This window comes from Frankiales bacterium (genome assembly GCA_016125335.1).
Lineage (GTDB): Bacteria > Actinomycetota > Actinomycetes > S36-B12 > CAIYMF01 > Longivirga.
Genome location: WGLY01000040.1, coordinates 1 through 26,222 on the forward strand (window position 1 = coordinate 1; position 26,222 = coordinate 26,222).

Here is a 26,222-nt window from a genome sequence, read left to right on the forward strand (position 1 = left end):
CGGCCTTGTGGGCGCGGACGGTGGCGTCGGGGTCGTGGCGGGAGATGAGCTTGTCGAGGTGCTTGCGCAGCTCCGAGGCGGTCAGGGTGCGGGCCTTCTCCAGCGCCGCGGCCTCGATCGTGGCCAGGACGTCGGTGTCGGTGATGTGCCGAGTCTGGTCCACGAGGACGGCGCAGTGCCGCTCGGTGATCTCACCCGCGGCCAGCGCGCCACGGAACCCCGGGAAGATCTCCTTCAGCGCGAGGCCGCGGCAGATCTCCTTCCCCGCCCCGTAGGCGCTGTTGCGGGTGGCGTAGGCGATCTCCTGCTCGGCCGCAGCCTCCGCGTACGAGTTGCTGACCCTCGCGTCCGGGCACGCCGTGTTCGCGAACGCCGCCTCCGCGGCCAGGCGCAGGGACGCCAGCCGGGCTTCGAGCCGTCCCACCACCGACAGGTAGTCGATGAGCTCGGCCGGCTCGGTGATCGCCTCGACGTCGACCTGCTCGAGCAGGATCAGGTCGGTCGCGTCGACCGGCTGGTCGAGCAGAGGGAGAAGTGCGCTGGGGTCGCCGGTCAGCCACGCGATCGGGTCGTGCACGTCCCAGTCCGGGTGGAAGCCGAGACCCACCGGGCCGAACGAAGGGGTGGTGTCCCGGTCGTCGACGACGGTCATCGGGCACCTCCCACCGGATCCACGGAGTTTCGGATGGATGTAGGAATGCTACCGGAGACCAAGGACAGGCACAACCCCCAATCCCCAGCATTCCCAAGGGATTTCGCCGCTCCATCGTCCACAGGTTGTGGAGGAGGGGGCCTCCGTCACCAGGCGCAGCAACCCGCGCAGGGCCACGGGGACAGGTGCGCTCCTCCCGGGGATGGGCAAGCCGCGACGGCGGCCTCTGCCCGGCAGGGAGCCGCGGCGTGCCGGCTCGGTCGGGGGCTCAGGCGAACGGCGGCGTCGACGGCGACGGGCACGGCGCGCGGCTGAAGGACGCACCGCGATCGCCGACCCGCGGTCGGCGGCGCCCGCCGCCCGCCGCTCGCCGGTCACGGTGCCGGGAGCGGCCGACAGCCGCGGCCCCGCGCGGGGTATCGTGACCAGCGCCGCCTCGCCCGTCCCCCGGAGAGCAGACGCCTCACGTGAGCAGCCCGCGCCCCTCCGCCGTCGTCGTGCTCGCCGCCGGCGCAGGCACCCGGATGAAGTCGGCGACGCCGAAGGTGCTCCACCAGGCCATGGGTCGCACGCTGCTCGGCCACGTCCTCGCGGCGGTGTCCGTCCTCGACCCCGAGCACGTCGTCGTCGTGATCGGCCACGGACGCGAGCAGGTGCAGGCCTACCTCGCCGACGCGCTGCCGGACGGCGTGGTCGTCGTGCAGGAGACGCAGAACGGCACGGGTCACGCGATGCGGGTGGCCCTCGAGGGCCTGGCCACCCGTGGCGTGCGCCTCGACGGGCCCGGCCCGCTGCTCGTCGTCGCGGGCGACACCCCGCTGCTCACCACCGAGACGCTGCGCCGCGTGGTCGACACCCATCAGGCGGCGCAGGCGTCCTCCACGGTGCTGACCGCGGAGCTCGCCGACCCCACCGGCTACGGCCGGGTGCTGCGCGATCCCGCCACGGGCCTCGTGACCGCGATCGTCGAGCACAAGGACGCCGACGCCGACCAGCTCGCCGTGCGCGAGATCAACAGCGGCGTGTACGCCTTCGACGTCGAGGCGCTCCAGGACGCCCTGGGCCGGATCACCACCGACAACGCGCAGGGCGAGGAGTACCTCACCGACGTCCTCGGCCTGCACGTGGCCGACGGCCGCGCGGTGGCCGCGGTCGTGGCGGCCGACCCCGACGAGATCCTCGGCGTCAACGACCGCGCGCAGCTCGCCGCGGCCCGCGCGCTGCTGCGCGACCGCATCAACACGCACTGGATGCGCGAGGGGGTCACGATCGTCGACCCCGCCACGACGTGGATCGACGCCGACGTGTCGGTCGAGCCGGATGCGGTCATCGAGCGCAACACGGCGCTGCACGGGCGCACCAGCGTCTGCGCCGGCGCCGTCGTGGGGCCGGACACCTCGCTCACCGACGTCGTGGTGCTCGAGGGCGCGTCGGTCGTGCGCACCCAGGGCTCGGGGGCGGAGATCGGCCCGGGCGCCACGGTGGGCCCGTTCTCCTACCTGCGCCCCGGCACCCGGCTCGCGGCCGGCGCCAAGGTGGGCGCCTTCGTGGAGGCCAAGAACGCCGTGGTGGGCACCGGCTCGAAGGTGCCGCACCTCTCCTACGTCGGCGACGTCGAGATCGGCGAGGGCTCCAACATCGGGGCGTCCACGGTGGTCGTCAACTACGACGGCGTCGAGAAGCACCGCACGACCATCGGCGACCACGTGCGCATCGGCAGCGACACGATGCTCGTGGCGCCGGTCAGCGTGGGCGACGGCGCCTACACCGCCGCCGGCTCCGTGATCGTCGACGACGTCCCTCCGGGCGCCATGGCCGTGGGCCGCGCGCGGCAGCGCAACGTCGAGGGCTGGGTGGCGCGCAAGCGTCCCGGCACCGCCTCCGCCGACGCCGCGGCGCGCGCGTCGGCCCCGAACTCGCCCGGTCCGGCGCCCGCCGACCCGGAGACGGCCGCTCCCGAGGAGACCCAGCAGTGACCGGCATCGTGCAGACCAGCCAGAAGCGGCTCGTGCTCATCGCGGGTCGTTCGCACCCCGAGCTCGCCCAGCACGTGGCGAAGGAGCTCGGCGTCGACCTCGTCGACACCCAGGCCTACGACTTCGCCAACGGCGAGATCTTCGTGCGGTTCGAGGAGTCGGTGCGCGGCTGCGACGCGTTCGTGCTCCAGAGCCACGTCGAGCCGATCAACAAGTGGATCATGGAGCAGCTGCTCATGGTCGACGCTCTTAAGCGGGCCTCGGCCAAGCGGATCACCGTGATCATGCCGTTCTACGGCTACGCCCGGCAGGACAAGAAGCACCGCGGTCGCGAGCCCATCTCGGCGCGCCTGATCGCCGACCTGTTCCGCACGGCCGGCGCCGACCGGCTCATGGCCGTCGACCTGCACACGGCGCAGATCCAGGGCTTCTTCGACGGCCCGGTCGACCACCTCTTCGCCCTGCCGCTGCTGGTGAAGTACGTCGCCGACACCGTCGAGGACCGCAGCCTCATCACGGTGGTCTCGCCGGACGCCGGTCGCGTCCGCGTCGCCGAGCGCTGGACCGACCTGCTCGGCGCGCCGCTCGCGATCATCCACAAGCGCCGCGACCCCGACGTCCCGAACGAGGCCAAGGTGCAGGACGTCGTCGGCGAGGTCGAGGGCCGCATCTGCGTGCTGATCGACGACATGATCGACACGGGCGGCACCATCGTGAAGGCGGCCGAGGCGCTGTTCGAGAACGGCGCGCGCGACGTGATCGTCGCCGCCACCCACGCGATCCTCTCGGGGCCTGCGGTCGAGCGCTTCATGGACAGCCCGGTGCGCGAGGTGATCGTCACCGACACGCTGCCGATCCCCGACAGCCGGCGGTTCGCCAAGCTCACCGTCCTGCCGGTGGCACCTCTGATCGCGCGCGCGATCCAGGAGGTCTTCACCGACGGCTCGGTCACGAGCATGTTCGAGGGCGACCGCGTCTAGCCGCGGCGACCGCCATGACCTACGGGCTGCGCGAGCTCGACGGGCGTCTGGCCGAGCTGTGCGACGAGTGCGGCTTCGACGGCCGCGACGAGTACGACCCCGCGGAACGGCTGGCGGCCGGATACGCCGCGCTGGCCGTGCTCGCCGGCCACGAGGACGCGCACCGGCGTCCCGCGGCGGAGACCTGGTCGGGCGCCGAGTACGCCGAGCACGTCGTGTCGATCACCGCGGGGATCCTCGGCGGGTGCCACCGAGCTCTCGGCCTGCCCGCGCCCGGCCCGATGGACGACCTGGCCGCCGCGGCCGCTGCGGCCCGCACGCTGGCCGAGCGGCTCGACGGTGCGCAGGGCTCGGTCGCGGTGGACATGTGGCCCTTCCCGGCGACCGTCGACGCGGCGCTCATGCACCTGCTGCACGACCTCGAGCACCACGTGCTCGACGTGCGCCGAGGCCTGGCGGTGCTCGGCCTCGAGCGGGGCACGGAGATCGTCACCACCCGCCGCTGACGGCGTCGGCCGGGCCGGGGCGCCCGCGGTTTGGGGATGCGCACGGCGCCGACTAGACTCACGGGGCTCCCCGGCGAGGGTGCGCCGTCCCTGCCCGCAGGGCCCCGGCCGTGCCGTGATCGACGTGGACCGCGCGGTCTGCGCGCGCCCGCGATCCTCGCCGAGGCGCCGACCGCCCCCGCCGCGAGGCGCGGCACCCCAGGACCACCCCTCGGGCGACCTCACGCGCCCGGACGACGTAGGAGAAGCAGTGCAGGTCAGCATCACCGCGGAGCCCCGTTCCGAGTTCGGCAAGGGCGCCGCGCGTCGCACCCGTCGCGAGGGCCGCGTGCCCGCCGTCATCTACGGCCAGGACAAGGCCCCGCGCCACGTGTCGCTGCCCGACCACGACCTCTCGCTGGCCCTGCGCCACCCGGGCCTCGTGCTCGAGGTCGTGCTGGAGGGCTCGACCATCCTCGTCGCCCCGCGCGACGTGCAGCGCGACCCGGTCCGCCGCTACCTCGAGCACGTCGACCTGGTCCTCATCACGAAGGCCGAGGCCGAGGAGCGCATCGAGGCCGGCCTGGCCGCCGAGGCAGCCGCCGAGGCCGCGCACGAGGCCGAGCTCGAGGCCGTCGCGCACGCCGCGCCGATGGACCTCGGCCTCGAGGAGTCCGCGGAGGGCGAGGAGGGCGGCGAGGCTGCGGCCGACGCCGCGCCGGCCGAGGAGGCCTGAGCCTCCCGCACGCGAACGACGACGGAGCCCGGACCGTGAGGTTCGGGCTCCGTCGCTTTCTCATCGAGCGGCCGCGCCTGCCCGGAACAGGGGGCGTAGGAGCCGGGTGGTGCCGGCTGCTGTCCCTGTCAGCGGATGGCGTCCACTGGCGGGTCAGATGAACAGCAGCTGCGCACCTGCGGTCAGCTCGATGAAGTCGCTCGCGTTGATGATCGCCTCGACGCCGTCGTAGAGGTCGTCCATCGTCACGTGGTTCATGTCGGCGCTCATGCGGCAGGCCCACAGCTTGCCGCCGCTCGCGACGATCTGCTCGAGGAAGTCCGGCACCTCGGGCACGCCGAGGTCCGCGATCTGCTTCTTGAGCATGTGGGTGGCCATCGGCTGCATGCCGGGCATCGGCGCGAGCGCCTGGGGGATGCGGACGTCGCCGACGGGCATGTGCATCGCGGTGTTGCCGCTGGGGCTGAACTTCAGGTCGTGCATCCGGGACTTGATGATCATGTCGAAGCCCCAGAAGGTGAAGAACAGGTGCACGTTCACGCCCTCGCCCAGCGCGGCGTTGGCGAGGATCAGGCCGGGGTAGGCCATGTCGAGGTTGCCCTTGGAGCAGATGATCGCGAGGGTGCGACCGGTCTCCTCCTCGTCGTCGAACTTGGGGACGATGGCGTCCTGCGTGGCGGTCATGGGTTCACGTCCTTGGCGAGTGGGGGTCGAGGGCCGGCGGGGGCCGGGATCAGACGCAGCCGTGCGGCTTGGGGAGCCCGGCGATGTAGGCCATCTTCTTGGCCGGCTTCTTGGGGAACAGCTCGAAGAGCTTCTTGGTGTCGAAGCCCCCGACGGTCGACACGCGCCGCAGCGTCGGCGTGACGCTCTCGGACTTGAAGTCCTGCCGCAGGAAGCGGATCGGGCCCCAGTGCTCGTCGGTCATCTCGACGCCGATGGCCGCGGCCAGGGACTTGCCCACGGTCTCGTCCCACTCGTCGTAGACGGTCATGAAGCCTTCGTCGTCGACGTGGATCTCGTGTCCGTCGATGGTCGTGACAGGCATGGTGCTTTCCTCTCGGGTCGGTGGGGTGTGCCCGTCAGGACACAGGGACCTTGTCCGCCGGCATGTGCTTGCCGGCCATGGACATCTCGGCGCTGATCGGCATCGGGCGGCCGGGCATGAGCACGTTCCAGTACGCCCAGCGGAAGGCGAGCTTGCCCATGTGGTTGAGCCGGGTCTCCTTCAGCAGGCTCATCGGTCCGACGCCGGCGACCGGGAAGCGGCCGGGGAGCGGCTCGACGTCGTAGTTGAAGTCGATGAGCATCGCCTTGCCGTAGCCGGTCTCGATGAAGCAGTTGGCGTGGCCGTCGAACGCGCCGGTCATGGCACGTCCGGCGATGTGCTGGAGGAAGTTCTCGACGAACACCTCGATCTCGAAGTGCGCGACCGAACCCGCCTTCGACGCGGGGATGTCGTTCGCGTCGCCGAGGGCGAAGATCGTGTCGTACTTCTTCGACAGCAGGGTGTGCTTGTCGACCGGCACCAGGTTGAGCTCGTTGCCCAGGCCCGAGCGGGCGATGTAGTCGGCACCCATGTTGAGCGGGATCGTGACCAGCAGGTCGTAGGGGATCTCGCGCTCGTCGAAGGACACCAGCGCCTTCGAGTCGGTGTCGACCCGCTCGATCATGAAGTCCGGCTCGAGCGTGATGCCGCGGTCCTCGAGCAGGTGGCCGAAGCGCTCCGAGCAGATCGGCTTGGTGAACGCCGACGACAGCGGGGTGACGTAGGTGATGTCGACCTTGTCGCGCAGTCCGCGCTCGGTGAAGAAGGCCTCGGCCAGGAACGAGAACTCCAGCGGGGCGACCGGGCACTTGATCGGCATCTCGACGACCTGCACCACGAGCTTGCCGCCCTGCCAGGTGCGCAGCTTCTCCGCGAGCCGGGTGGCGCCCTCGTAGGTGTAGAAGTCGAAGACGTCGGTGTACCAGGACCCCTCGTCGTCCATCCCCGGAGTCTGGTCCGGTCGCGGCGTCACACCGGTGGCGATGACCAGCTGGTCGTACGGCAGCACGGCACCGTCCATCAGGGTGACGGTCTGCGCCTCGGGGTCGACCCGGTCGATGTCGCCGTACACCAGGGGGATGTCGTCGCTGATGTACTCGCGGCGGGACTTTGTCACGTCGTCCGGCTGGTACATGCCGAACGGGAGGAACAGGTAGCCCGGCTGGTAGCGGTGGGCGTCGTCGCGGTCGACGACGGTGACCGTCCACTCGGACTTCGGCAGCTTCTTGCGCAGCTTGTTGGCGGTGATGGTCCCGGCAGTCCCCCCGCCGAGGATGACGAGGTTGCGCATGGCGACTCCTCGGCCGCTCCGCTCGATCGCGGGCGCGGGGGCGGGGTGCCCCTGGTCGTCGATCGGGCTCGGTGGCCCGTTGGCTCCTACAGGTCCGATCGTTCGCCGTCGGACCGTGCGGATGCGCGGCGAGAGGGCCGGTGTGACACGGCAGACAGCCACCCCCGGGGGTATGCGCGCGGGGCGGCCGTTCACGAGCACGGCCGCGGATACGGGAGGATCCCTCCGTGAGCACCGACACCGCCCCCTGGCTCGTCGTGGGCCTCGGCAACCCGGGGACGGAGTACGCCGGCACCCGCCACAACATCGGCTACCTCGTGGTCGAGGAGCTCGCGGCGCGCGTGCGCGGCTCGTTCGCGACGCACAAGCGGGCCCGGGCCAAGGTGGCCGAGGAGCGCCTCGCCGGGCACCGTGCGGTGCTGGCCAAGCCGATGACCTACATGAACGAGTCGGGCGGCCCGGTGAAGGGTCTCGCCGACTTCTACAAGGTCCCGCTCGAGCACCTCGTGGTGGTGCACGACGAGCTCGACCTGCCCTTCGCCGCGCTGCGCCTCAAGATGGGCGGCGGCGACAACGGCCACAACGGGCTGCGGTCGCTGCGGCGCTCGCTGGGGACCGGCGACTACCACCGGGTGCGCGTAGGCATCGGCCGGCCGCCGGGCCGCCAGGACCCGGCCGACTTCGTGCTCAAGCCGTGGTCGGGCACGGAGCGCAAGGAGCTCGACCTGCTCGTGTCCGAGGCGGCCGACGCCGTCGAGCTGCTCGTGTCCGAGGGCCTCGAGCGGGCCCAGAACCGCTACAACTCCTGAAGGGGCGACGTGGACGAGATCACCATGACCGAGACCGAGCGGGCCGACGCCGAGCTCTCCGCCCGGGTCGCCCGCGAGGCCGGGCTCCTGCTGCTCGAGGTCCGCAGCTCGTTCGGCGACGTCGACCCGGCCGACCGCGACCGGGTCAAGCAGCTGCGCGACACCGGCGACCGCGAGGCCCACCTGCTGCTGCTGCGCCGGCTGTCCGAGGAGCGTCCCGACGACGTCGTGCTCTCCGAGGAGGGCGTCGACGACGTGGCCCGCATGACCGCGCAGCGCGTCTGGATCGTCGACCCGCTCGACGGCACCTGGGAGTTCTCGCAGGGGCGCATGGACTTCGCGGTGCACGTGGCCCTGTGGCACGCCGACGGCGGGCGGCTGAGCGCGGGCACGGTGGACCTGCCGGCGCAGGGCCTCACCTACTCGGTGCTCGACGACGTGCCCACGTACGGCGAGGTGCGCACGGACCGGCCGGTCGGCGTCGTGGTCTCTCGCTCGCGCGGGCCGGCCGACCTCGAGGGGATCCTCGGCCGGCTGTCCGACGAGCTGCGCGCCCTGGGCCTGCCGGGCGACGTGCAGGCGCTGCCGGTCGGGTCGGTCGGCGCGAAGGCGGCCGAGATCTTCGCCGGCCGCGCGGAGGCCTACGTGCACGACACCGGCTTCCGCGACTGGGACCTCGCCGCACCGCTCGTGGTCGCCCGCCACCGCGGGCTGTGGGTGGGCGCGCCGGACGGCAGCGTGCTCGAGCTCAACCGGCGTCCGCCGGTGCAGCCGGGAGTGGTCATGGCCGTGCCCGCCCTCGCCGGCGCGGTGCAGCGCGCGCTCGGGCTGGCCTGACGCTAGGCCGCCGCCCCGGGGCGCGTGCGCAGCGTGAGGGGGATCGCGACCGCGGCCACCACGGCGACCACGAGGGCGTAGCCCACGGCGGTGTCGTGCAGGCCCCACCGGGCAGCGGCGAACCCGGCCAGCACCGCGGGGATCGCGAACGCCAGGTAGGCCGCGACGTACACCGACGAGACCAGCTTCGCCCGCGAGGACGGGTCGGCGAGGCCGGCCAGCGTGCGGAAGGCGCCGAAGAACGCCGCGCCGAACCCGAGGCCGGCGATCGCAGTGCCCACGAGGAACAGCCAGCCCGCGGACGCCGCGATGCCGCCGGCGGTCACCAGGACGCCGACGACGAGGGCCGCGCAGCCCGCCAGCATGGTCGTGCGCGGCGGCCGTGCGCGCATCGTGTACGACGCGAGCCCGCCGCACCCCGCGATCACGACGATGACGGAGGCGCCGGCGAGCCGGTTGTCCGACCCGACGATCGACAGGAACAGCGACGGTCCGAGCGAGAGGTAGAGCCCGCCCAGCGCCCACGGCGCCACGAGGGCGGGGAGGCCGGCGAGGAAGGCCGGCCGGATCTCCGGTGCGACGCCCACCCGGGGTCGCAGGTCCACGCGCCGGCGCCCGATCACCGTCTCGGTCACCCGCGCCAGGGCCAGGGCGCAGAGCACGAACGCGACAAGCAGCACGAGGTACACCAGCCGCAGCTGCGCCGGGCCGTACTCCACGAGCGCGCCGGCCACCAGGGCCCCGGCGGCCAGCCCCACCGTGGGGGTGACCGCGTTCACCAGCGCCCCGAGGCCGGGGCGGCCGCCGGGCTGGAGGTCGAGCAGCGCAGCCGCGAAGGCGCCGGTGGCCAGGCCGGTGGCCACGCCCTGCAGCGCGCGGGCGGCCACCAGCCAGCCCACGCCGTCGGCCGCGACGAAGGCGAGCATGGCGAGCACCTGCACCACGAGCGCGACGAGGATCACCGGACGCCGTCCCACGGCGTCGGAGACGGAGCCGGCGACCAGGAGCGTGGCCAGCAGGGCCACGGCGTAGACCGCGAAGACCTCCGTGAGCGTCGTGGGTCCGAATCCCCAGTCGGCGGCGTAGAGGGCGTAGAGGGGCGAGGGCGCGCTGGCGGCCGCGAGGAAGATCCCGAAGATCACCGCGACGGTCCAGAAGCCGCGCCGGGTCGGTGCGGGCCGCCCGCTGCCGGCCGCCGCGTCCGCTCGCGCCGCCCCGGTGACCGGACCCCGCTGCTCGCGCCCTGCGGCCTCGGCCATGCGTGCTCCCCGGTCGTGTCGGTCGCCCTCGACGGACGCGTGCCTCGCCCAACCGGGGCGCCGGGCGGCGCATTCCCGCCGCCGCGCCCGTGACGCGGGCCCGCGCCGGCACTACGGTGCGGCTCGAGCGCGCCGCCGGTGGTGACGGCGCCGGCGGCGAGAGCTGCGGAGGGCCCATGGCCGACCTGCTGCCTGCGGACGCGTCGGGCGCACCGTCCTTCGACCCGGACCGCTACAAGTCCACGACCGTCGAGCAGTGGCAGGCGGCGGCCGCCGCCTGGTACGCCTGGGGCCCGGTCATCGACGCCTGGCTCGCGGACTCGACCGAGCGCATGTTCGACCTCGCGGGGATCGGCTCGGGATCGCGCGTGCTCGACGTCGCGGCCGGAGCGGGCGGGCAGAGCGTGTCCGCGGCCCGTCGCGTGGGCCCGGGCGGCCACGTGCTGGCCACCGACATCTCGCCGCGGCTGCTCGACTACGCCGCCCACGCGGCCCGCATGGCGGGGGTGGCGGACGTCCTGCGCACGCAGGTGGCGGACGGCGAGCACCTCCCGGTGCCGGACGGCTCGTTCGACGCGGTGATCTCGCGCGTGGGGCTCATCTACTTCCCGGACCGGGTCGCCGCACTGCGTGGCATGCGGCGCGCCCTGCGGGCGGGAGGGCGCATCGGCTCGGTCACCTACTCGACGCCCGAGGCCAACGGCTTCTTCTCCGTCCCCATCGCCGTGGTGCGCTCCGAGGCCCGGCTCCCGCCGCCCTCGCCGCACCAGCCCGGGCCGTTCAGCCTCGGCACCGACGACGTCCTGCACGAGACGCTGACCGCTGCCGGCTTCGTCGACGTCGTCGTGGACCACGTGCCGTCGCCGCTGCGGCTGCCCACCGTGGACGACATGGTGCTCTTCGCGCGGGAGTCGTTCGGGGCCCTGCACACGATGATGGCGGGCCTCGACGAGGAGGGTCGCGAGCGCACCTGGCGGCGCATGGCGGACGAGCTCGCCCGGTTCCAGGGCCCGGACGGCTTCGTCGGGCCGTGCGAGATGCTCGTGGTGGGCGCGACCAACCCGGGCTGAGCCGGGCCGGTCAGCCGCTGCCGAGGGGGAAGGCGCAGAACTCGTTGCCCTCGGGGTCGGCGAGCACCCACCACTCCAGCTCCTGACCGGGGGAGCGCAGCACCCGCGCGCCGGCGTCGACCAGCGCGGCCGGATCGTCGCCGCGCAGCGTGGTGTCCCAGTGCATCCGGTTCTTCACCGTCTTCGCCTCGGGCACCGGGTTGAAGACCCAGTAGTCCCACGGCAGGCCGGCCGCGCCCTCGATCCACCAGAACCCGCTGCCGCGGGTGCGCGCCGTGCCGCCGGTGCGCTCGGCCCACCAGCGGGCCTGCGCCTCGGGGTCCGCGGCGTCCACGACCAGCTCGAAGGCCGCGGGCACGGTCACCGTGGGCAGCCCGTACTCGGGCGCGGCGGGGGCCATCGCGCAGAACTCGTTGCCCTCGGGGTCGGCGAGCACCCACCAGCGGATCTCGTCGTCGGGCTCGCGCACCAGCCGGGCCCCCTGGGCGAGCAGCGGCCCGACGTCGGCGTCGGGCAGCCGGACGTCGAGGTGCACGCGGGTCTTCCCGGTGCGCGGCTCGGGCACGGGGTCCACCCAGATGCCGAGCGCGTCCGGGCCGTGGGCGGGCGGGTCCACGCGCCAGCCGCCCTCGTCGTCGGCCCGCTCCGCCTTCCGGTGCAGCAGGTGCGCCCAGAACGTGGCGAGCGCCTCGGCGTCCCCGGCGTCGAGGCAGAGGTCCTTGAACGTGACGTCGGGCATCCGCCCATGCTGCCCGAACCCGGCCGTCCGCGGGCCCGCTCCGGCCGACGTAGACTCGGCACGGCTCGCGCCCACCCCCGCCCTCCAGCAGGAGCGGGGCCTGCTGGCGTGGCCGCACGGCCGACCACGAGAGGGACGCATGCCACCCACGCTGCACGGACTGCTCGACGCCGTGACCGCCGAGCCTGCGGTCGCGGAGGCCGTCCGGCGGGCCCGGCTCACCGGGACCGCGCAGGCGACGGAGGCCCTCGAGGTCACCACCGGGGCGGCCACCTACCCGATGGTCGTGGCGGCGGTGGCCGGCGCCGACGGCGGCGACCGCCCGGTGCTGGCCGTCACGGCGACGGCGCGCGAGGCCGAGGACCTCGCGGCCGCCCTCGACAGCCTGCTGCCGGAGGGGTCGGTCGCGGAGTTCCCGGGCTGGGAGACCCTGCCGCACGAGCGCCTGAGCCCGTCGAGCGACACGGTCGGGCGACGGCTCGGCGTGCTGCGCCGGCTGGCCCACCCCGAGGGGGCCGAGCACGGCCCGCTGCGGGTCGTCGTCGCGCCGGTGCGCGCCGTGCTCCAGCCGGTGGTGCGCGGCCTCGGCGACCTCGAGCCGGTGCAGGTGCAGCAGGGCGACGACGTGGCGATGGACGAGCTGGTGCGCCGGCTCGCCGGCGCGGCGTACACGCGCACCGACCTGGTCGACAAGCGCGGCCAGTTCGCGGTGCGCGGCGGGATCCTCGACGTGTTCCCGCCCACCGAGGAGCACCCGGTGCGGCTGGAGTTCTGGGGCGACACGGTGGAGGAGGTGCGCTACTTCAAGGTCGCCGACCAGCGCTCGCTGGAGGTGGCTCCGGGCGGGCTCTGGGCGCCGCCCTGCCGCGAGCTGCTGCTCACCGACGAGGTGCGCGCGCGGGCGAAGGCGCTCATGCCGGCCCACCCCGAGCTGCTCGACCTGCTCGACAAGCTGGCCGACGGCACGGCGGTGGAGGGCATGGAGGCGCTCGCGCCCGTGCTCGCCGACGGCATGGAGCTGCTCGTCGACCTGCTGCCCGAGGGCGCGGTGGTCGTCGTCTGCGACCCCGAGCGGGTGCGCACCCGGGCGCACGACCTCGTCGCCACCAGCGAGGAGTTCCTCGAGGCGTCCTGGCACAACGCCGCCGCCGGCAACACCACACCGATCGACCTGCGCGCCGCCGCCTACCGCTCGGTCGCCGACGTGCGCCGCGCCGCGCTCGACCGCGGCGTGCCCTGGTGGGTCGTGTCGCCGTTCGGCGGCGAGGCGGCGGGGACCGACACCGGCACCGACTCCGACGTCGTGGCGCTGGACCCCGACGCCGTCGACCGCCTCGCCCCGGCGCTGCGGGCCGCGGAGAGCTACCGCGGGGAGACGGACCGCGCCCTCGCGCAGGTGGCCGACTGGCTGCGCGCGTCGTGGGCCGTCGTCGTCGTCACCGCCGGCCACGGCACGGCCGAGCGCGTGGCCGAGTCGGCCCGGGCCGACGGGATCGCCGCGCGCGTGGTCGAGTCGCTCGACCAGGCGCCCGAGCCCGGGGTGCTCGCCGTCGTCACCGGCGGCCTCGAGCACGGCTTCGTCGCGCCGGACCTGCGGCTGGCCGTGCTCACCGAGACCGACCTCGTGGGGCAGCGCTCCACCACGCGCGACACCCGTCGTCTGCCCACGCGACGTCGCCAGACGATCGACCCGCTCCAGCTGCGCGCCGGCGACCACGTCGTGCACGAGCAGCACGGGGTGGGCCGCTACGTCGAGATGGTGCAGCGCACGGTGGCGGGGGCCACGCGCGAGTACCTCGTGATCGAGTACGCGCCCGCCAAGCGAGGGCAGCCCGGCGACCGGCTCTACGTGCCCACCGACCAGCTCGACCAGGTGACGCGCTACGTCGGCGGCGAGGCGCCGTCGCTGCACCGGCTCGGCGGCGCGGACTGGACCAAGACCAAGGCCCGCGCGCGCAAGGCCGTGCGCCAGATCGCCGGCGAGCTGATCCGGCTCTACGCCGCGCGGATGGCGAGCAAGGGCTTCGCGTTCTCCGCCGACACCGTCTGGCAGCGCGAGCTCGAGGACGCGTTCCCCTACAACGAGACGCCGGACCAGCTCTCGTGCATCGACGAGGTCAAGGCCGACATGGAGAACCTCGTCCCCATGGACCGCCTGGTGTGCGGCGACGTCGGCTACGGCAAGACCGAGATCGCGGTCCGCGCGGCGTTCAAGGCCGTGCAGGACGGCAAGCAGGTGGCGATCCTCGTGCCCACCACGCTGCTCGTGCAGCAGCACATGTCCACGTTCACCGAGCGCTACGCCGCCTTCCCGGTGAAGGTGGCGGCGCTCTCGCGGTTCCAGACCGACAAGGAGGCGAAGGCCGTGGTCGACGGCATCGTCGACGGGTCGGTCGACGTCGTGATCGGGACGCACCGGCTGTTCAGCCCCGAGGTGCGCTTCAAGGACCTCGGCCTCGTGATCGTGGACGAGGAGCAGCGGTTCGGCGTGGAGCACAAGGAGCACCTGAAGGCGCTGCGCACCAACGTCGACTTCCTCACGATGTCGGCCACCCCGATCCCGCGCACGCTCGAGATGGCGGTCACCGGCATCCGGGAGATGTCCACGATCCAGACCCCGCCGGAGGAGCGCCACCCGGTGCTCACGTTCGTCGGGCCCTACGACGAGCGGCAGGTGGCCGCGGCCATCCGGCGCGAGCTGCTCCGCGACGGCCAGGTGTTCTTCGTGCACAACCGCGTGGAGTCGATCGACCGCGTCGCGGCGAAGCTGCGCGACCTGGTGCCGGAGGCGCGCATCGCGACGGCCCACGGGCAGATGAACGAGCACGTGCTCGAGCAGGTGATCGTGGACTTCTGGGAGAAGCAGTTCGACGTGCTGGTGTCGACGACGATCGTCGAGAGCGGGCTCGACATCCCCAACGCCAACACGCTCATCCTCGACCGTGCCGACATGTTCGGGCTCTCGCAGCTGCACCAGCTGCGCGGTCGCGTGGGGCGCAGCCGCGAGCGCGGCTACGCCTACTTCCTCTACCCGCCGGAGAAGCCCCTCACCGAGACGGCGCACGACCGGCTGGCGACGATCGCCGCCAACACCGACCTCGGCTCCGGCATGGCGGTCGCGATGAAGGACCTCGAGATCCGCGGCGCCGGCAACCTGCTCGGCGGCGAGCAGAGCGGCCACATCGCGGACGTGGGGTTCGACCTCTACGTGCGCCTGGTCGGCGAGGCCGTCGCCGAGTACCGCCAGGGCGGCGGCGAGACCGAGGAGCTCGCCGAGATCAAGGTGGAGGTGCCGATCGACGCGCACATCCCGCACGGCTACCTCGCCGAGGAGCGGCTGCGGCTCGAGGCGTACAAGCGGCTCGCGGCGGCGGTCACCGAGGAGGACGTCGTCGGCGTCGAGGACGAGCTGACCGACCGCTACGGGCAGGTGCCCGAGCCGGTGGCGAACCTCCTGGCGGTGGCCCGCTTCCGCATCCAGGCGCGGAGGGCGGGGGTCACCGAGGTCGTGGCGCAGGGGAACTTCATCCGGCTCGCGCCCGTCGACCTACCGGACTCCCGGGCCCTGCGCCTCACCCGGCTCCACCCGGGCAGTCTGATCAAGCCCGCGACACGTACGATCCTGGTGCCGCGCCCGATGACCGCCCGCGTGGGTGGGCAGCCGGTCCGCGACACCGCCCTCCTCGAGTGGCTGCGCGACCTCGTCGACGCCGTCCTGCTCGAGCCGGTGACCGCCCGATGACCCGAGAGGCCCGCCCGTGAAGCCCGTCCGCCGCATCGTCCTCGCCTCCGCCGCGGCGCTCGCCGTCGCCGTCGTCAGCGGCTGCGGCGTGCAGGCCGGCTCGGCGGCCGTCGTCGGCAGCACCCGGATCAGCGACTCCGACGTGGCGGCCATGGTCGACGAGCTGAAGCAGACCATCGCGGCCGACCCGACCGCGCTGTTCGACTCCACCAAGGCCACCGCCGCGAACGTCCAGCGGCTCACCCGCCACTACCTGCTCGACGAGGCCGCGGCGCGCGAGGGCGTGGTCGTCACGCAGGCGCAGGTGGACCAGCTCATCTCCTCGACGACCACCAGCACGTTCGGCGGCGACTCGACCAAGTTCGAGCAGGCGCTCGCCTCGCAGTACGCGGTGCCGCCGAGCCAGATCCCCAGCTTCGCCCACGACGTCCTCGAGTCGCAGGCGCTGACCGCCAAGCTCGCGCCCGGCGCGGACGCGACCACGCAGCAGAACAAGCTCAACGCCTACCTCGCCCCGCTGGGGCAGGAGCTGGGCATCGAGGTGTCCCCGCGTTACGGCACGTGGTCGTTCGACACGAGCACGCTCGCCGCGACCCCCGACGACCTGTCGTTCGTTCCCTCGGCCACGCCCTCGGCGGAGCCGGGGTCGCCGTCGGCCTCGCCGTCGCCCTCGGCCTCCTAGCCGAGGGGCCGTCGCGGTGACCGGTCGCCCCGTCCTGCTCGCGACCAGTCCCCGGGTGGCGCCGGGGCTGCTCAGCGCGCAGGCGTGGGCCCTGCTGCACGGCGCGCGCGAGGTCCGTTGCACCGACCCGGGCCACCCGCTCGTGCCCGTGCTGGCCGACGTCGGCATCCCCGTGCGCGTCGTGGCCGCGGACGCCGTGGACGCCCACGGGGACGGCGTCGTCGTCCTGCTGCCTCCCGGCGAGCGGCCGGCCGAGGGCGCCGACTCCGTGGTCGGGTCGCACGACCTGCCGGGTGCGCACCTGCTCGACCTCGTGGCGGTGATGGACCGGCTGCGCTCGCCCGGCGGGTGCCCCTGGGACGCCGAGCAGACCCACCTGAGCCTGGTGGAGTACCTCGTGGAGGAGGCGTACGAGACCGCCGAGGCGATCGAGACCGGCGACGACGACGACCTGCGCGAGGAGCTGGGCGACGTGCTGCTCCAGGTGGCGTTCCACGCACGCATCGCCGAGGAGCACGAGCGGCCCTGGGACATCGACGACGTGGCCGACGGGATCACCGCCAAGCTGGTGAGCCGGCACCCGCACGTGTTCGCCGACCACGACGCCCGGACCCCGGAGGAGGTCGAGGCGAACTGGAAGCGGCTCAAGGCCGCCGAGAAGGGACGCGACTCCGTCACCGACGGGATCCCCGCCGCGCTGCCCGCGCTGGTGCTCGCCGCCAAGCTGCTGCGCCGCTCGCGCGACGTCGCGGACGTCGAGCCGCTGCCCCAGGACGTCACCGCCGCCGCCGCGTCGGCGCTCGACGCGACGGCCGGGCACGAGGGCGACCTGCTGCTCGCGCTCGTGGAGCGGCTCTCGGCGTCCGGCGTCGACGCGGAGCAGGCGCTGCGCGAGGCGGTCCGCCGCCGGCGCGCGGCCGTGCGCGCGGCCGAGGGGCTCGACGCCTGACGCCGGTCACGCGCAGTGGTCGACCGGCACCGGCGCGTCGAACCAGCCGAACCGATGATCACTTCCGGCGCCCTGCCCACCTAGCGTGGGCGGCGTGGAGACGGAGGTCGACGGCAGACGGGTGCTCGTGACGGCGCTCGGCGTGCTCATGGCCGGGGTGCTGCTCTACCTCACCGGCCTGAGCCGGGTCGTCGCCGTGGTGCTCTACGTCGTCTCCGCCGTGCTCATGGTGCTGGCGCTGTTCGTGCTGCGCTCGCGGCGCTGGCCGCCCCGGTGGGTGCGGCTGTCGCTCGCAGCGGCGCTCGTCGTCCTCGTGCTGCTCGGGATCGGCACGCTCGTGTACGCCGTGGCGACACGCAACGTCGCGGCATAGTCGCCGGGGGAGTGCGCCCGGGGCGCGACGGGTAGCGTCGCGGCGTGACCGAGTACCCGTCCGTGCCCGAGCACGAGGCCGAGCAGACCTTCGCCGCGCTCACCGACCGCATCCTCGACAGCCTGCTCGCGCGCGACCCGGTGTCCGCCACGTGGCTGGGCGACCACCGGTTCGACGACCGGCTGCCGGACCTCAGCCTCGAGGGCATCGACGAGTCCCGTCGCACGGTCGAGCACGCGATGGCGGCGCTCGACCAGGTGGACGACCTCGCCCTGGGCACCGGGTCGGCCGTGGACCTGGAGATCCTGCGCTCCCGCCTGGTGGGCGACCGGCTCGAGCTCGACACCCTCGTCGAGCACACCTGGAACCCGCTGGTGGCCAACCCCGGCACCGCGATCCACCTGCTGCTGGCCCGCGACTTCGCCCCGCTCGAGGAGCGGCTGGCCTCGGTGGCCGGCCGCCTCGCCGCGGTGCCCGAGGCGCTCGCCGTGGCGCGCGAGTCGCTGTCCGGGATGCCGCGCATCCACGTGGAGACGGCCATCGGGCAGTTCGGCGGCACGCAGGCGATGCTCGGCGCCACGCTCGCCGAGGCGCTGGAGCAGGCGCCCTCGGCGCGCGCCGCGGTGGACGCCGTGCTCCCCGCGGCGGTCGGCGCGATCGAGGCGCACATCGGCTGGCTGCGCGACCGGCTCGAGTCCGGCTACGCCCACGGGGACCCCCGGCTCGGCGAGGAGAAGTACGCCGCGAAGCTCTGGGCGACCCTCGACGCCGATCTGAACCCCGACGACGTGCTGCACCGCGCGGAGTCCGACCTCGCCCGGCTCGAGGGGGAGATCGCCCGTGCGGCGGCGGAGTACCTCGGGGTCGAGGTCCCGCCGCCGGACGACGCCGGCCCGGTGGTGCGCCGCGCCCTGGCCGCCGTGGCCGACGAGGGGCCGGTCGACGACTCCACCGTGCTCGGGCTCTGCCGCGCGGCGTACGACGCCACCCGCGCGTTCGTCGTCGACCACGAGCTCGTGACGGTGCACGACGACCCGGTCGAGATCATCGAGATGCCCGAGATCCACCGGGGGGTCGCCGTCGCCTACTGCGACGCGCCCGGCCCGCTCGAGACCGTCGACCTGCCGACGTTCTTCGCCGTCTCGCCCACCCCGTCGGACTGGGACGCCGAGCGCGTGGCGTCCTTCTACCGCGAGTACAACGCCTCGATGCTGCACAACCTGGCCGTGCACGAGGCGATGCCGGGCCACGTGCTCCAGCTCGGCCACAGCCGGCGGCCCTCCTCGCCCACCCGGGTGCGCACGGCGCTGCAGAGCGGGCCGTTCGCCGAGGGATGGGCGGTGTACGCCGAGGAGCTCATGGCCGACCGCGGCTACGCGCCCCCCGGCGCCGCCGACCCCCAGCGGGCCGCGCTCGCGATCCGCCTCCAGCAGCTGAAGATGCAGCTGCGCATGACGATCAACGCCGTCCTCGACGTCCGGGTCCACGCCCGTGGCATGACGGAGGAGGAGGGCATGCGCCTCATGCAGGTGCGCGGCCACCAGGAGGAGGGCGAGGCGTACGGCAAGTGGCGTCGCGCGCTGCTGACCTCCACGCAGCTGTCCACCTACTACGTCGGCTACCTCGGGATCCGCGACGCCGTGGCCGAGGCCCGGGCGGCCTTCCCGTCGTGGACCGACCGGCAGCTGCACGACGCCCTGCTCGCGCACGGCTCGCCGCCGCCCCGCCACCTGCGGGCCCTGATGGGGGTGTGAGCCGTGGCGAGCGCATCCGGCGTCGGGCCCAGCGGACGCATCACGTTCCTCGGCGCGGTGGTGAGCTGCCTGCGGCAGTTCAGCAGCGGCAAGGGCCGCGCGTCGTGGGCGGAGTACTGGTGGTGGGCGCTGTTCGTCGTGATCGTGTGGGGGCTCACCTACCTGTGCTTCGCCGGAGTGGGTGCGGCCTCCAGCGGCGAGCAGGCCACGGCCCTCGGCGCGATCCTGCTCGGCATCGCGCTGGTGCTGCTCGTCGAGTCGCTGGTGCTCCTCGTGCCCTCCGTGGCGGTCACCGTGCGGCGCCTGCACGACAGCGACCGCACCGGCTGGTGGGCCGTGCTGCTGCTCGTGCCGCTCGTGGCCGTGGTGGTGTTCCTGCTCTGCCTGCTGCCCGGCAACGACACCGCGAACCGCTTCGGGCCGCCGTCCCCCTGACGCGGGGGGCTCAGCCGCGCACGGGGGTGAAGTAGGCCACCACGTTGCTGTCCCAGCCGCCGGCACCCCGGTGGTACTGCCCGCCGCAGGTGACGACGACGAGCCGTTCGGGCACGTCCTGGCTGAAGATCTGGTCGGCGGGAAGGGTCTGCTTGAGGTACGTGCGGAGCGCCGCGAGCCGGTAGGTCCGCGTGGTGCCGTCCGGCCCTCGCAGCGTCGCCCGGTCACCCACCCGGAGGCCGACCGCCCGGTAGAGCGGCCCGGTCCCGTACGTCGCGCTGTCGACGTGCCCCACCACCACGACGCTGCCGACGCCGCTGGCGGGCCGTCCGCCGCCGCGCCACCAGCCCAGCACCGCCGGGTCGTCCGGGATGCCGATCTCGCCGTCGGGGCTGACGGTCACAGGCACCACGCGGCTGGCGATGCCGATGGCCGGGATGTCCAGCCGGGTCGGCGCGAAGGCGGGAGTCGGGGGTCGCAGGATCGGCACCGACGCCGGGTCGGCGACCGCCACGGGAGGACGGGACGTGCCGAGCGCCTGCGACGTCCGTGGCGTCGCGGTCGGCGCGGGTGCGCTGGCGACCGGGGTGGTCTCGGGCACGGAGCCGACGCTCGCGGCGAGGTCGCCGGAGGGAGCGGCCCACAGCCACGCGCCGGCGCCCACGAGGGCGGCGCCGGTGGCGAGACCGAGGAGGTCCCGCCACCGGCGCGCGACCGTGCGCCGTGCAGTGGTCGGCGCGGCGTCGTCCATCAGCCGCGAGCGCGCACCAGGCGCCGGGAGAAGGCCGCCACGAGGGCGAGGCCGCCGACACCGAGGGCCAGAGCGCCCCACGGGGTCGACTGGCTGCTGCCGTCGCCCGCCGGGACCGAGCCCGGCATGGTGGTGCCGGTGCCCACGTCGATCGTCTGGAGCACCAGGGAGTAGCCGTTGTCCGCGTCGCCCACGGCGTAGGCGTAGTACGACGTGCCGGCCTTCAGGGCGAGGCCGCTGGCGGACAGGCCCGGGACGTCCGAGCCGCCGGCCTGGACCGCGACGTCGTACGTGCCCGCAGGCACCTCGGCGCTCTGCTCCGCGCCGGGCTTGAGGTTGCCGAAGGCCTTCTGGCCGTTGACCAGGACGTCGACGGTGGGAGCGTCCGCGGTGTGCCGCGCGGTCACCCGGGCCATGCCGGCGGCCGTCGCCTTGGTGCTGTTGACGAAGACCTTGAGGTTGGGCGTGCCGCCGACCTCGTTCGCGACGACGGTGGCGTTGGCGCCGGCCGGCACCGCCACGCCCTTGGCCGTGATGAGCGCACCGCTGGTGTCGGTGGCCCCGACCGGGGTGACGTACAGGTCGTAGGTGCCCGCGGGCACCGTGAGGGTCTTGACGTCCTTGTACTTCAGGTCCGCGATGAGCTTCGTGTCGCCGGCCCAGACGGACACGTCGGCGGCGGCGGGCAGGGCCACGCCGTGCACGACGGTCACGGTCGCGTCGCTGGCGGCGTTCGCCGGAGCGGCGAACAGGCCGGCGGTCGCGAGGCCTGCTGCGACGGCCACGGCCACGGTGCGCAGGAAGGGTCGCACGTCGGTCTCTCCTCTCGGGTCCCCCGCGGGGGCAGTGGCGAGGGCCGCCACTCACCTCTACTTCCGCAGGGGGACGCCGGACGGATGCACCGGAACGGGAGGAGTTCTCGTCAATGCCCGACGACGGGGCGCGGTTCGCGCGCTCAGGCGCTCATCGTGCCGCGCACGACGCTGTCGTGCGCGTGCGCCGGGTTGCCGTCGAAGGGCTCCCGGCTCACGTCGACCGCGGGGTAGGTCGACAGGTCCAGCCCGGCCGGCACGACGTAGTCGCCGGACTCGCCGGTGAGCGTGCCGAGCCCGACCAGCCCGCCGGTGCTCGGGTCCATGAGCCAGACCTCGAGGTAGCCCGAGCCGGCGGAGAGGCCGTGCAGGTCGAGCACGAGGTGCCGCGTGCCCTGCACCGAGGTCATCACGGCCGTGCCGGACCCGGTCTGACCGGGCAGCGGGCTCAGGACCGCGCGCCCGATCACCTGCTCGGCCTGCGGCGCTGGTGCCGGCGCGCGCATCGTGATCGCGGTGCCCGCGACACCCACGGCGACACCGGCCACCGCGGCCGCGGCGACCGCGAGCCAGCGCGGCGGCCTGCGACGCCGCGCGCGCGCCGCGGCGAGCTCGTCGGCCACGGGCGCGGGGGCGGTCGCGCTCTCCGTCGACGGAGGCGCCGGCGTCAGGCCCGTCGGGGCGGTGGTGTCGCCCGCGAGCTCGGCCGTGATGCGCGACCAGACCTCCGGGCCGGGCTCCACGAGCACCCGGCCGCCCTGGCCGTCGACGTCGTCGCCGGCGACCCGCTCGGCGGTGTCGAGGTCGCGACCGGTGCGCACGATCGCGGTGAACGAGGCCAGCTCGGCCGCGCACCGGGGGCAGGTGGCGAGGTGGTCGGCGGCGTCGGCGTCGACCGGTTCGCCGAGGGCGCGCAGCGCCAGCAGCTCAGGGTCGCAGTGCCGCTCCACCGTCCACCTCCAACCGTGCTCGCAGCCGTTCCAGGGATCGCCGGATGTGGCTCTTCACCGTCCCCAACGGCAGGCCGAGAGTCGTGGCGATCTGGGAGTGCGTGAGGTCGTCGAAGAACGCGAGCTCGAGGATACGTCGCTGCGGCTGGCCCAACCGGCTCAGCTCGTCGGAGAGCAGGACGCGGTCGACGACGGAGTCCACGGCCTCCGGCGACGTGGGCCGGTCGGCGGTACCGGCCGCGGCCTCGACCGCGCGGCGTTCGCGCTCGCGCCGGGCCCACACGTCGGCGACCTTGTGCCGGGTGATGCCCAGCAGCCAGGCCGCGAGCGAGCCGCCGGAGGGGTCGAACCGCTCCCGGCCGCGCCAGGCCGCCACGAACACCTGCTGCGTGACGTCCTCGGCGTCGCCACGGTCGCCCAGCGAGCGCAGGGCGACCGTGTGCACCAGCGCGCCCCAGCGCTTGTAGGCCTCGGCGCGGCAGGTCTCGTCGCCCGCACGGAATCCCAGGCCCACGTCGGTGTCGCAGAGCAACGGGACCTCCACCGGCATGCCGACGACGGTAGGGGAGCCGGCCTGGGTCGGCACCTCGGGAGGAGTCCGCCAGGTGCGGGCGGGCGCCTTCGGCGCGAGGTCCAGGGTGCTCACACCGGCTCTTCGGCCACGGGGCCGTCCCTGGATGCACCCGGCGTCGAGGTCTCCGGCGCGCACGCGCCCCGCGCACGGCAGACTCCGTCCATGCTGCTCAGCGACGTCCCGCACCCCCGGACCCTGGCGACCGCGACCGCGCTGGAGGCCTGCATCGCGTATGGGTCGCCGGCGCTGGTCAACCACTGCCGCCGGTCGTACGTGTGGGCCGCGGCGTACGCCGAGGGCCACGGCATCGCCTACGACGCCGAGCTGCTCTACGTCGCCGCGATGCTCCACGACATCGGGCTGGTCCGCGAGTTCGACAACGTCTCCGTCCCGTTCGAGGAGGCGGGCGGGCACGCGGCCTGGGTGTTCGCCGCCGGGGCCGGGTGGCCGATCGACCGGCGGCGCCGGGTGGCCGAGGTCGTCGTGCGGCACATGTGGGACTCCGTCGACGTCGAGGCCGATCCCGAGGGGTTCCTGCTGGAGATCGCCACCGGCCTGGACATCTCCGGGCGCAACCCGGGCTGGTGGGACGCCGCGCTGCGCCGCGACGTCGTGGCCGCGCTGCCTCGGCTGACCCTCGCCGAGGAGTTCACCGCCTGCATCCGCGACCAGGCCGAGCGCAAGCCCGAGAGCAGCGCCGCCGCGGCCGTGGCCCGCGGGCTGCCCGACCGGCTCGCCGCCAACGTCCTGGACTCGCCCGACCCGGGAGTCTGAGCCTCGGCCGCCGTCCGTCCCCGGCCGCAGGCGTGCGCGTCGCGCCTCTACCCTCACCGGCATGACGACGCTGCGCCGCGTGGGGGCTGCGGATGCGCCCACGATGGCGGCGCTCGCACGCGATGCGTACGCGATCTACGTCGAGCGGATCGGCCGGCCACCGGCGCCGATGGAGGCCGACTACGGCGCCGTCGTCGGCGACTCGGAGTCCTGGGTCGCCGAGGACGACTCGGGTCTCGTCGGCCTCCTCGTGCTGCGGCCCGGCCGTGACCATCTCCTGCTCGACAACGTCGCCGTCCGACCGGATCGGCAGGGTCGGGGAGTCAGCTCGCTGCTGCTCGCGAAGGCCGAGGACCGCGCGCGCGAGCTGGCGCTGCCCGAGGTGCGGCTCTACACGAACGTGGCGATGACCGAGAACATCGGCTACTACCGACGTCACGGATACGTGCTGACGCACGGGGGGTCGTCGGACGGGTTCCGCCGCGCCCACTTCACCCTCAAGGTGCAGTGACCAGCCGCGCCCGATCGATCTTGGGAACGGGCGTCGACGACTCTGCCAGGGGTGCACGGCCGCGACCTCAGCACGCCTGACCGGCCTGGGTCACGAGCAGATCATCGCCCAGGTCGTGGCACCCGGTCGTAGGTGGAAGTCGGCCTCGAGCCCACCGGGTGCTGAGAAGTGCGCGGTGCCGTCGGCGTACACCGTCATGCTCCCCACCTGATACGGGTTCCCCCAACCCGTCGGCGGGTTCCCGTTCCCGTCGTCGAGGACGGCGGACGCGGCATAGAAGTCACTGCCGATCTTGGCTTCCCTGATCCCGCAGTGGGTGTAGAGGTCGAAGCCATGAATCACGCGCACAGCAGCATCCGTCGACGGGGAGCCTGACGCGATCGGGTCCGTCGTCGATCCGCAGCCGGCGACGGCGATCAGCAGTAGGAGAGCACCACCGACGAATCTCACATCGCCCCCACGCGCGTCGCCAGATCGGATACGCACGTTAGACGGCATCTCCACCGAGTCAGTTCCAACCCGAGCGCGATCGGCACCTATTCTCGCCGGTGATGGTCCTCGGCCAAGTGTCGCCCGACCTCAACCTCAACAAGTTCCGAGGCCAACGTCTCGACTCCCCGGGGGTCCGCCAGCGCCGACTCGGCTTCAATCCACACCCCGGGGAGGTCGCTTGGCCCATGAACCCCGTCGGTGTGCCACTCGACCAAGATGCGGGTCTCTTCCGACACGGCCAGGGTCGCTCGGGACAGGCAGTCTGGGGCGCGCTCGTCGAGCGTCAGTCCCACGGCCGCGACCAGAAGCTCGGCCCTTGCTTCGCGCTCCAGCACACCGGCATGCTCCCAGACTCACCGCCATTGGGACTGGAATCCGAGTTAGAACGGCACTTAGGCTCGGTCGCGGTCGGCAAGCAGAGCCACCAGAATGCCGGTCGGCGGATCGTCGTCCAGCCACAGCGGCTCGGAACGAAGGCGCGCCATCCGGTCGTCCGTCATCCAGGCCGGTTGGGAGCTGGCGATAGAGAGTTCTGGGTACTTGGACTTGATCGCATCCTCCGACGGCGCGATCAGCACGGCCCACAAGCCGCCCATGCCGTAGTCGTAGCAGACCAGGAACTCGTCGGCTCTCACGTCTGCATCATCCACGACGTGTCACTCGTCGAACCGAACGAGAACGGCACTTTTGGGCGCTATCGCCGCAGCGTCGAATCTGCCGGCGCGTGGCTCACCGAGGCACGACGGAACCTGACACCGAACTCGCCACTCGGGTCGAACAGGAACCGGTGCTCCAACAGTTCCCCGACCTGACTGACCTCGTCGTACAACAGCTCGGACCGGGGACCGAGTAGGAGCTCGTTGAGATCCTCCTTATCCGCGCCGATCAAGCGCGCGTCGAGGTAGTGCAGCGAGGTGAGTCGATAGCCGCGCTGAAAGTCACCGGTGAGCAGCACCCAGGAGAACTGGCCGTCGCGCTGTTGCCATGACTGGACCTGTCCATCGTGAAGGTCTAGGTCGAGCAGCCATGTCTGATCGACGGGCAGGTCGGATCGAAGCGCCGGGGCGTGGAGGGCGTAGTCGTCGAGACGTTGCTGCCATTCTTCGTCGGACAGAGCGCCGTCGCGCCATTCACGGGTGAACCACTGCATCACGCCACTGATTGTGCCGCCCGATGCGATGCAGAACGGCACATCTGCTCGGGCTAGGTCACTCCTCGACGGAGTCGAGACCGCGGAGGTTGCCTACCAAGAAGGCGATGGCGGCCGCGTCCTGCTCCGGCGTGAGCGGTCCAAGATCGGCACTCGACTCGCCGCCAATGACCTGGCGCAGAAGCACCCACGGCCAGGCAATCGGCCCTGAGTCGTACTGCCTCCGCACCCGCTCCTGGAGGACAGCAATCCGATTGCGGCCCTCGGCCAGGTCGAACCCCTGAACGAGGAAGACTGTCCGCTCGTAGGTGGGCCTGCCGGTGTACATGCCGGGGCGGTGTTCGATCTCGTCCAACAACTCAGCCCAGGTCACAGCTCGAGTCTGGCACGA

At 73.3% G+C, this 26,222-nt stretch carries 29 protein-coding genes; 15 read left to right on the plus strand and 14 right to left on the minus strand.

The window, feature by feature from the left end:
- Positions 1-652 (minus strand): DUF222 domain-containing protein (locus tag GC157_18280; protein MBI1379401.1); only part of this gene is annotated, 652 nt, incomplete at its 3' end.
- A 467-nt stretch (positions 653-1,119) separates the two neighbouring features.
- Between GC157_18280 and glmU the strand changes: the two genes are divergently transcribed.
- The 4 genes from glmU (at position 1,120) to GC157_18300 (ending at position 4,829) form a co-directional block, all read left to right on the plus strand.
- Entirely contained in the window at positions 1,120-2,628 is a 1,509-nt protein-coding gene (gene glmU, locus GC157_18285; protein ID MBI1379402.1) for a bifunctional UDP-N-acetylglucosamine diphosphorylase/glucosamine-1-phosphate N-acetyltransferase GlmU, read from the plus strand.
- The gene (locus GC157_18290; GenBank protein MBI1379403.1) at positions 2,625-3,608 is read left to right on the plus strand and encodes a ribose-phosphate diphosphokinase; all 984 of its coding nucleotides are present in this window, start codon (positions 2,625-2,627) and stop codon (positions 3,606-3,608) included. The genes glmU and GC157_18290 overlap by 4 nt, the downstream gene beginning before the upstream one ends.
- 14 nt (positions 3,609-3,622) lie before the next feature.
- On the plus strand, positions 3,623-4,114 hold the full coding sequence (locus tag GC157_18295; protein MBI1379404.1) for a hypothetical protein: 492 nt from the start codon (positions 3,623-3,625) through the stop codon (positions 4,112-4,114).
- A gap of 250 nt (positions 4,115-4,364) precedes the next feature.
- Positions 4,365-4,829: a 50S ribosomal protein L25 gene (locus tag GC157_18300; protein MBI1379405.1), complete on the plus strand. Its 465-nt coding sequence runs from the start codon at positions 4,365-4,367 to the stop codon at positions 4,827-4,829.
- A gap of 153 nt (positions 4,830-4,982) precedes the next feature.
- On the opposite strand, the gene GC157_18305 is transcribed toward GC157_18300, so the two are convergent.
- From GC157_18305 to GC157_18315, 3 genes are read right to left on the minus strand one after another with little or no spacing between them, the layout of a single operon-like run.
- On the minus strand, positions 4,983-5,513 hold the full coding sequence (locus GC157_18305; protein ID MBI1379406.1) for a hypothetical protein: 531 nt from the start codon (positions 5,511-5,513) through the stop codon (positions 4,983-4,985).
- 49 nt (positions 5,514-5,562) lie between these two features.
- The gene (gene tusE / locus GC157_18310) at positions 5,563-5,877 is read right to left on the minus strand and encodes a TusE/DsrC/DsvC family sulfur relay protein (protein MBI1379407.1); all 315 of its coding nucleotides are present in this window, start codon (positions 5,875-5,877) and stop codon (positions 5,563-5,565) included.
- A gap of 34 nt (positions 5,878-5,911) precedes the next feature.
- Entirely contained in the window at positions 5,912-7,168 is a 1,257-nt protein-coding gene (locus GC157_18315) for an NAD(P)/FAD-dependent oxidoreductase (protein ID MBI1379408.1), read from the minus strand.
- 227 nt (positions 7,169-7,395) lie between these two features.
- On the opposite strand from GC157_18315, the gene GC157_18320 reads away from it, so the two are divergent.
- Together GC157_18320 and GC157_18325 are read left to right on the plus strand one after the other, a co-directional pair.
- On the plus strand, positions 7,396-7,977 hold the full coding sequence (locus tag GC157_18320) for an aminoacyl-tRNA hydrolase (GenBank protein ID MBI1379409.1): 582 nt from the start codon (positions 7,396-7,398) through the stop codon (positions 7,975-7,977).
- A 24-nt stretch (positions 7,978-8,001) separates the two neighbouring features.
- On the plus strand, positions 8,002-8,814 hold the full coding sequence (locus tag GC157_18325) for a 3'(2'),5'-bisphosphate nucleotidase CysQ (GenBank protein MBI1379410.1): 813 nt from the start codon (positions 8,002-8,004) through the stop codon (positions 8,812-8,814).
- Positions 8,815-8,816: 2 nt separating this feature from the next.
- Here the strand turns inward: GC157_18325 and GC157_18330 are convergent, their stop codons facing one another.
- Positions 8,817-10,073, minus strand: a complete 1,257-nt coding sequence (locus tag GC157_18330) for an MFS transporter (protein MBI1379411.1) — start codon at positions 10,071-10,073, stop codon at positions 8,817-8,819.
- 176 nt (positions 10,074-10,249) lie between these two features.
- On the opposite strand from GC157_18330, the gene GC157_18335 reads away from it, so the two are divergent.
- Complete coding sequence (locus GC157_18335) at positions 10,250-11,143, plus strand: methyltransferase domain-containing protein (protein MBI1379412.1); 894 nt, start codon at positions 10,250-10,252, stop codon at positions 11,141-11,143.
- A gap of 10 nt (positions 11,144-11,153) precedes the next feature.
- Here GC157_18335 and GC157_18340 read toward each other — a convergent pair whose 3' ends face one another.
- Entirely contained in the window at positions 11,154-11,882 is a 729-nt protein-coding gene (locus GC157_18340) for a hypothetical protein (protein ID MBI1379413.1), read from the minus strand.
- Between the two features lie 139 nt (positions 11,883-12,021).
- On the opposite strand from GC157_18340, the gene mfd reads away from it, so the two are divergent.
- The 6 genes from mfd (at position 12,022) to GC157_18370 (ending at position 19,817) form a co-directional block, all read left to right on the plus strand.
- Positions 12,022-15,624, plus strand: coding sequence for a transcription-repair coupling factor (gene mfd / locus GC157_18345; GenBank protein MBI1379414.1), 3,603 nt, complete (start codon positions 12,022-12,024; stop codon positions 15,622-15,624).
- A gap of 16 nt (positions 15,625-15,640) precedes the next feature.
- Positions 15,641-16,306 carry a hypothetical protein gene (locus tag GC157_18350; GenBank protein ID MBI1379415.1) on the plus strand — a complete coding sequence of 222 codons (666 nt, stop codon included), beginning with the start codon at positions 15,641-15,643 and terminating at the stop codon, positions 16,304-16,306.
- A 16-nt stretch (positions 16,307-16,322) separates the two neighbouring features.
- The gene (locus GC157_18355; protein MBI1379416.1) at positions 16,323-17,255 is read left to right on the plus strand and encodes a MazG family protein; all 933 of its coding nucleotides are present in this window, start codon (positions 16,323-16,325) and stop codon (positions 17,253-17,255) included.
- Positions 17,256-17,349: 94 nt separating this feature from the next.
- Complete coding sequence (locus tag GC157_18360; protein MBI1379417.1) at positions 17,350-17,628, plus strand: hypothetical protein; 279 nt, start codon at positions 17,350-17,352, stop codon at positions 17,626-17,628.
- Between the two features lie 44 nt (positions 17,629-17,672).
- Positions 17,673-19,382 carry a DUF885 family protein gene (locus GC157_18365; protein MBI1379418.1) on the plus strand — a complete coding sequence of 570 codons (1,710 nt, stop codon included), beginning with the start codon at positions 17,673-17,675 and terminating at the stop codon, positions 19,380-19,382.
- Between the two features lie 3 nt (positions 19,383-19,385).
- Positions 19,386-19,817, plus strand: a complete 432-nt coding sequence (locus tag GC157_18370; protein MBI1379419.1) for a DUF805 domain-containing protein — start codon at positions 19,386-19,388, stop codon at positions 19,815-19,817.
- Between the two features lie 10 nt (positions 19,818-19,827).
- On the opposite strand, the gene GC157_18375 is transcribed toward GC157_18370, so the two are convergent.
- The 4 genes from GC157_18375 to GC157_18390 form a co-directional block, all read right to left on the minus strand.
- A complete protein-coding gene (locus GC157_18375; protein ID MBI1379420.1) occupies positions 19,828-20,568 on the minus strand; it encodes a hypothetical protein in 741 nt (246 codons plus the stop codon).
- Entirely contained in the window at positions 20,568-21,431 is an 864-nt protein-coding gene (locus GC157_18380) for a DUF4397 domain-containing protein (GenBank protein ID MBI1379421.1), read from the minus strand. Before GC157_18380 ends, GC157_18375 begins: the two co-directional genes overlap by 1 nt.
- Positions 21,432-21,523: 92 nt before the next feature.
- Entirely contained in the window at positions 21,524-22,330 is an 807-nt protein-coding gene (locus tag GC157_18385) for an anti-sigma factor (protein MBI1379422.1), read from the minus strand.
- The gene (locus GC157_18390) at positions 22,308-22,880 is read right to left on the minus strand and encodes a sigma-70 family RNA polymerase sigma factor (GenBank protein MBI1379423.1); all 573 of its coding nucleotides are present in this window, start codon (positions 22,878-22,880) and stop codon (positions 22,308-22,310) included. Before GC157_18390 ends, GC157_18385 begins: the two co-directional genes overlap by 23 nt.
- Before the next feature lie 186 nt (positions 22,881-23,066).
- Here GC157_18390 and GC157_18395 point away from each other — a divergent pair, with 186 nt between their 5' ends.
- Entirely contained in the window at positions 23,067-23,678 is a 612-nt protein-coding gene (locus GC157_18395) for an HD domain-containing protein (GenBank protein MBI1379424.1), read from the plus strand.
- Positions 23,679-23,739: 61 nt separating this feature from the next.
- Positions 23,740-24,189, plus strand: coding sequence for a GNAT family N-acetyltransferase (locus GC157_18400; GenBank protein ID MBI1379425.1), 450 nt, complete (start codon positions 23,740-23,742; stop codon positions 24,187-24,189).
- 90 nt (positions 24,190-24,279) lie between these two features.
- Here GC157_18400 and GC157_18405 read toward each other — a convergent pair whose 3' ends face one another.
- From GC157_18405 to GC157_18420, 4 genes are all read right to left on the minus strand, one after another.
- On the minus strand, positions 24,280-24,693 hold the full coding sequence (locus GC157_18405) for a hypothetical protein (GenBank protein MBI1379426.1): 414 nt from the start codon (positions 24,691-24,693) through the stop codon (positions 24,280-24,282).
- A gap of 380 nt (positions 24,694-25,073) precedes the next feature.
- Positions 25,074-25,316 (minus strand): hypothetical protein, encoded by a 243-nt coding sequence (locus GC157_18410; GenBank protein MBI1379427.1) that lies wholly within the window; start codon positions 25,314-25,316, stop codon positions 25,074-25,076.
- A 59-nt stretch (positions 25,317-25,375) separates the two neighbouring features.
- Positions 25,376-25,834 (minus strand): hypothetical protein, encoded by a 459-nt coding sequence (locus GC157_18415; protein MBI1379428.1) that lies wholly within the window; start codon positions 25,832-25,834, stop codon positions 25,376-25,378.
- 55 nt (positions 25,835-25,889) lie between these two features.
- Positions 25,890-26,204, minus strand: a complete 315-nt coding sequence (locus GC157_18420; GenBank protein MBI1379429.1) for a hypothetical protein — start codon at positions 26,202-26,204, stop codon at positions 25,890-25,892.
- Positions 26,205-26,222: the final 18 nt, after the last annotated feature.

Bases quoted from the DNA above. Each gene is read 5' to 3' on its own strand.
- GC157_18295 (MBI1379404.1), top strand. From the start codon at position 3,623: ATGACCTACGGGCTGCGCGAGCTCGACGGGCGTCTGGCCGAGCTGTGC.
- tusE (MBI1379407.1), bottom strand. From the start codon at position 5,877: ATGCCTGTCACGACCATCGACGGACACGAGATCCACGTCGACGACGAA.
- GC157_18335 (MBI1379412.1), top strand. From the start codon at position 10,250: ATGGCCGACCTGCTGCCTGCGGACGCGTCGGGCGCACCGTCCTTCGAC.
- GC157_18395 (MBI1379424.1), top strand. From the start codon at position 23,067: ATGCTGCTCAGCGACGTCCCGCACCCCCGGACCCTGGCGACCGCGACC.
- mfd (MBI1379414.1), top strand. From the start codon at position 12,022: ATGCCACCCACGCTGCACGGACTGCTCGACGCCGTGACCGCCGAGCCT.
- GC157_18330 (MBI1379411.1), bottom strand. From the start codon at position 10,073: ATGGCCGAGGCCGCAGGGCGCGAGCAGCGGGGTCCGGTCACCGGGGCG.
- GC157_18305 (MBI1379406.1), bottom strand. From the start codon at position 5,513: ATGACCGCCACGCAGGACGCCATCGTCCCCAAGTTCGACGACGAGGAG.
- GC157_18375 (MBI1379420.1), bottom strand. From the start codon at position 20,568: ATGGACGACGCCGCGCCGACCACTGCACGGCGCACGGTCGCGCGCCGG.
- GC157_18315 (MBI1379408.1), bottom strand. From the start codon at position 7,168: ATGCGCAACCTCGTCATCCTCGGCGGGGGGACTGCCGGGACCATCACC.
- GC157_18340 (MBI1379413.1), bottom strand. From the start codon at position 11,882: ATGCCCGACGTCACGTTCAAGGACCTCTGCCTCGACGCCGGGGACGCC.
- GC157_18400 (MBI1379425.1), top strand. From the start codon at position 23,740: ATGACGACGCTGCGCCGCGTGGGGGCTGCGGATGCGCCCACGATGGCG.
- GC157_18390 (MBI1379423.1), bottom strand. From the start codon at position 22,880: ATGCCGGTGGAGGTCCCGTTGCTCTGCGACACCGACGTGGGCCTGGGA.
- GC157_18325 (MBI1379410.1), top strand. From the start codon at position 8,002: ATGACCGAGACCGAGCGGGCCGACGCCGAGCTCTCCGCCCGGGTCGCC.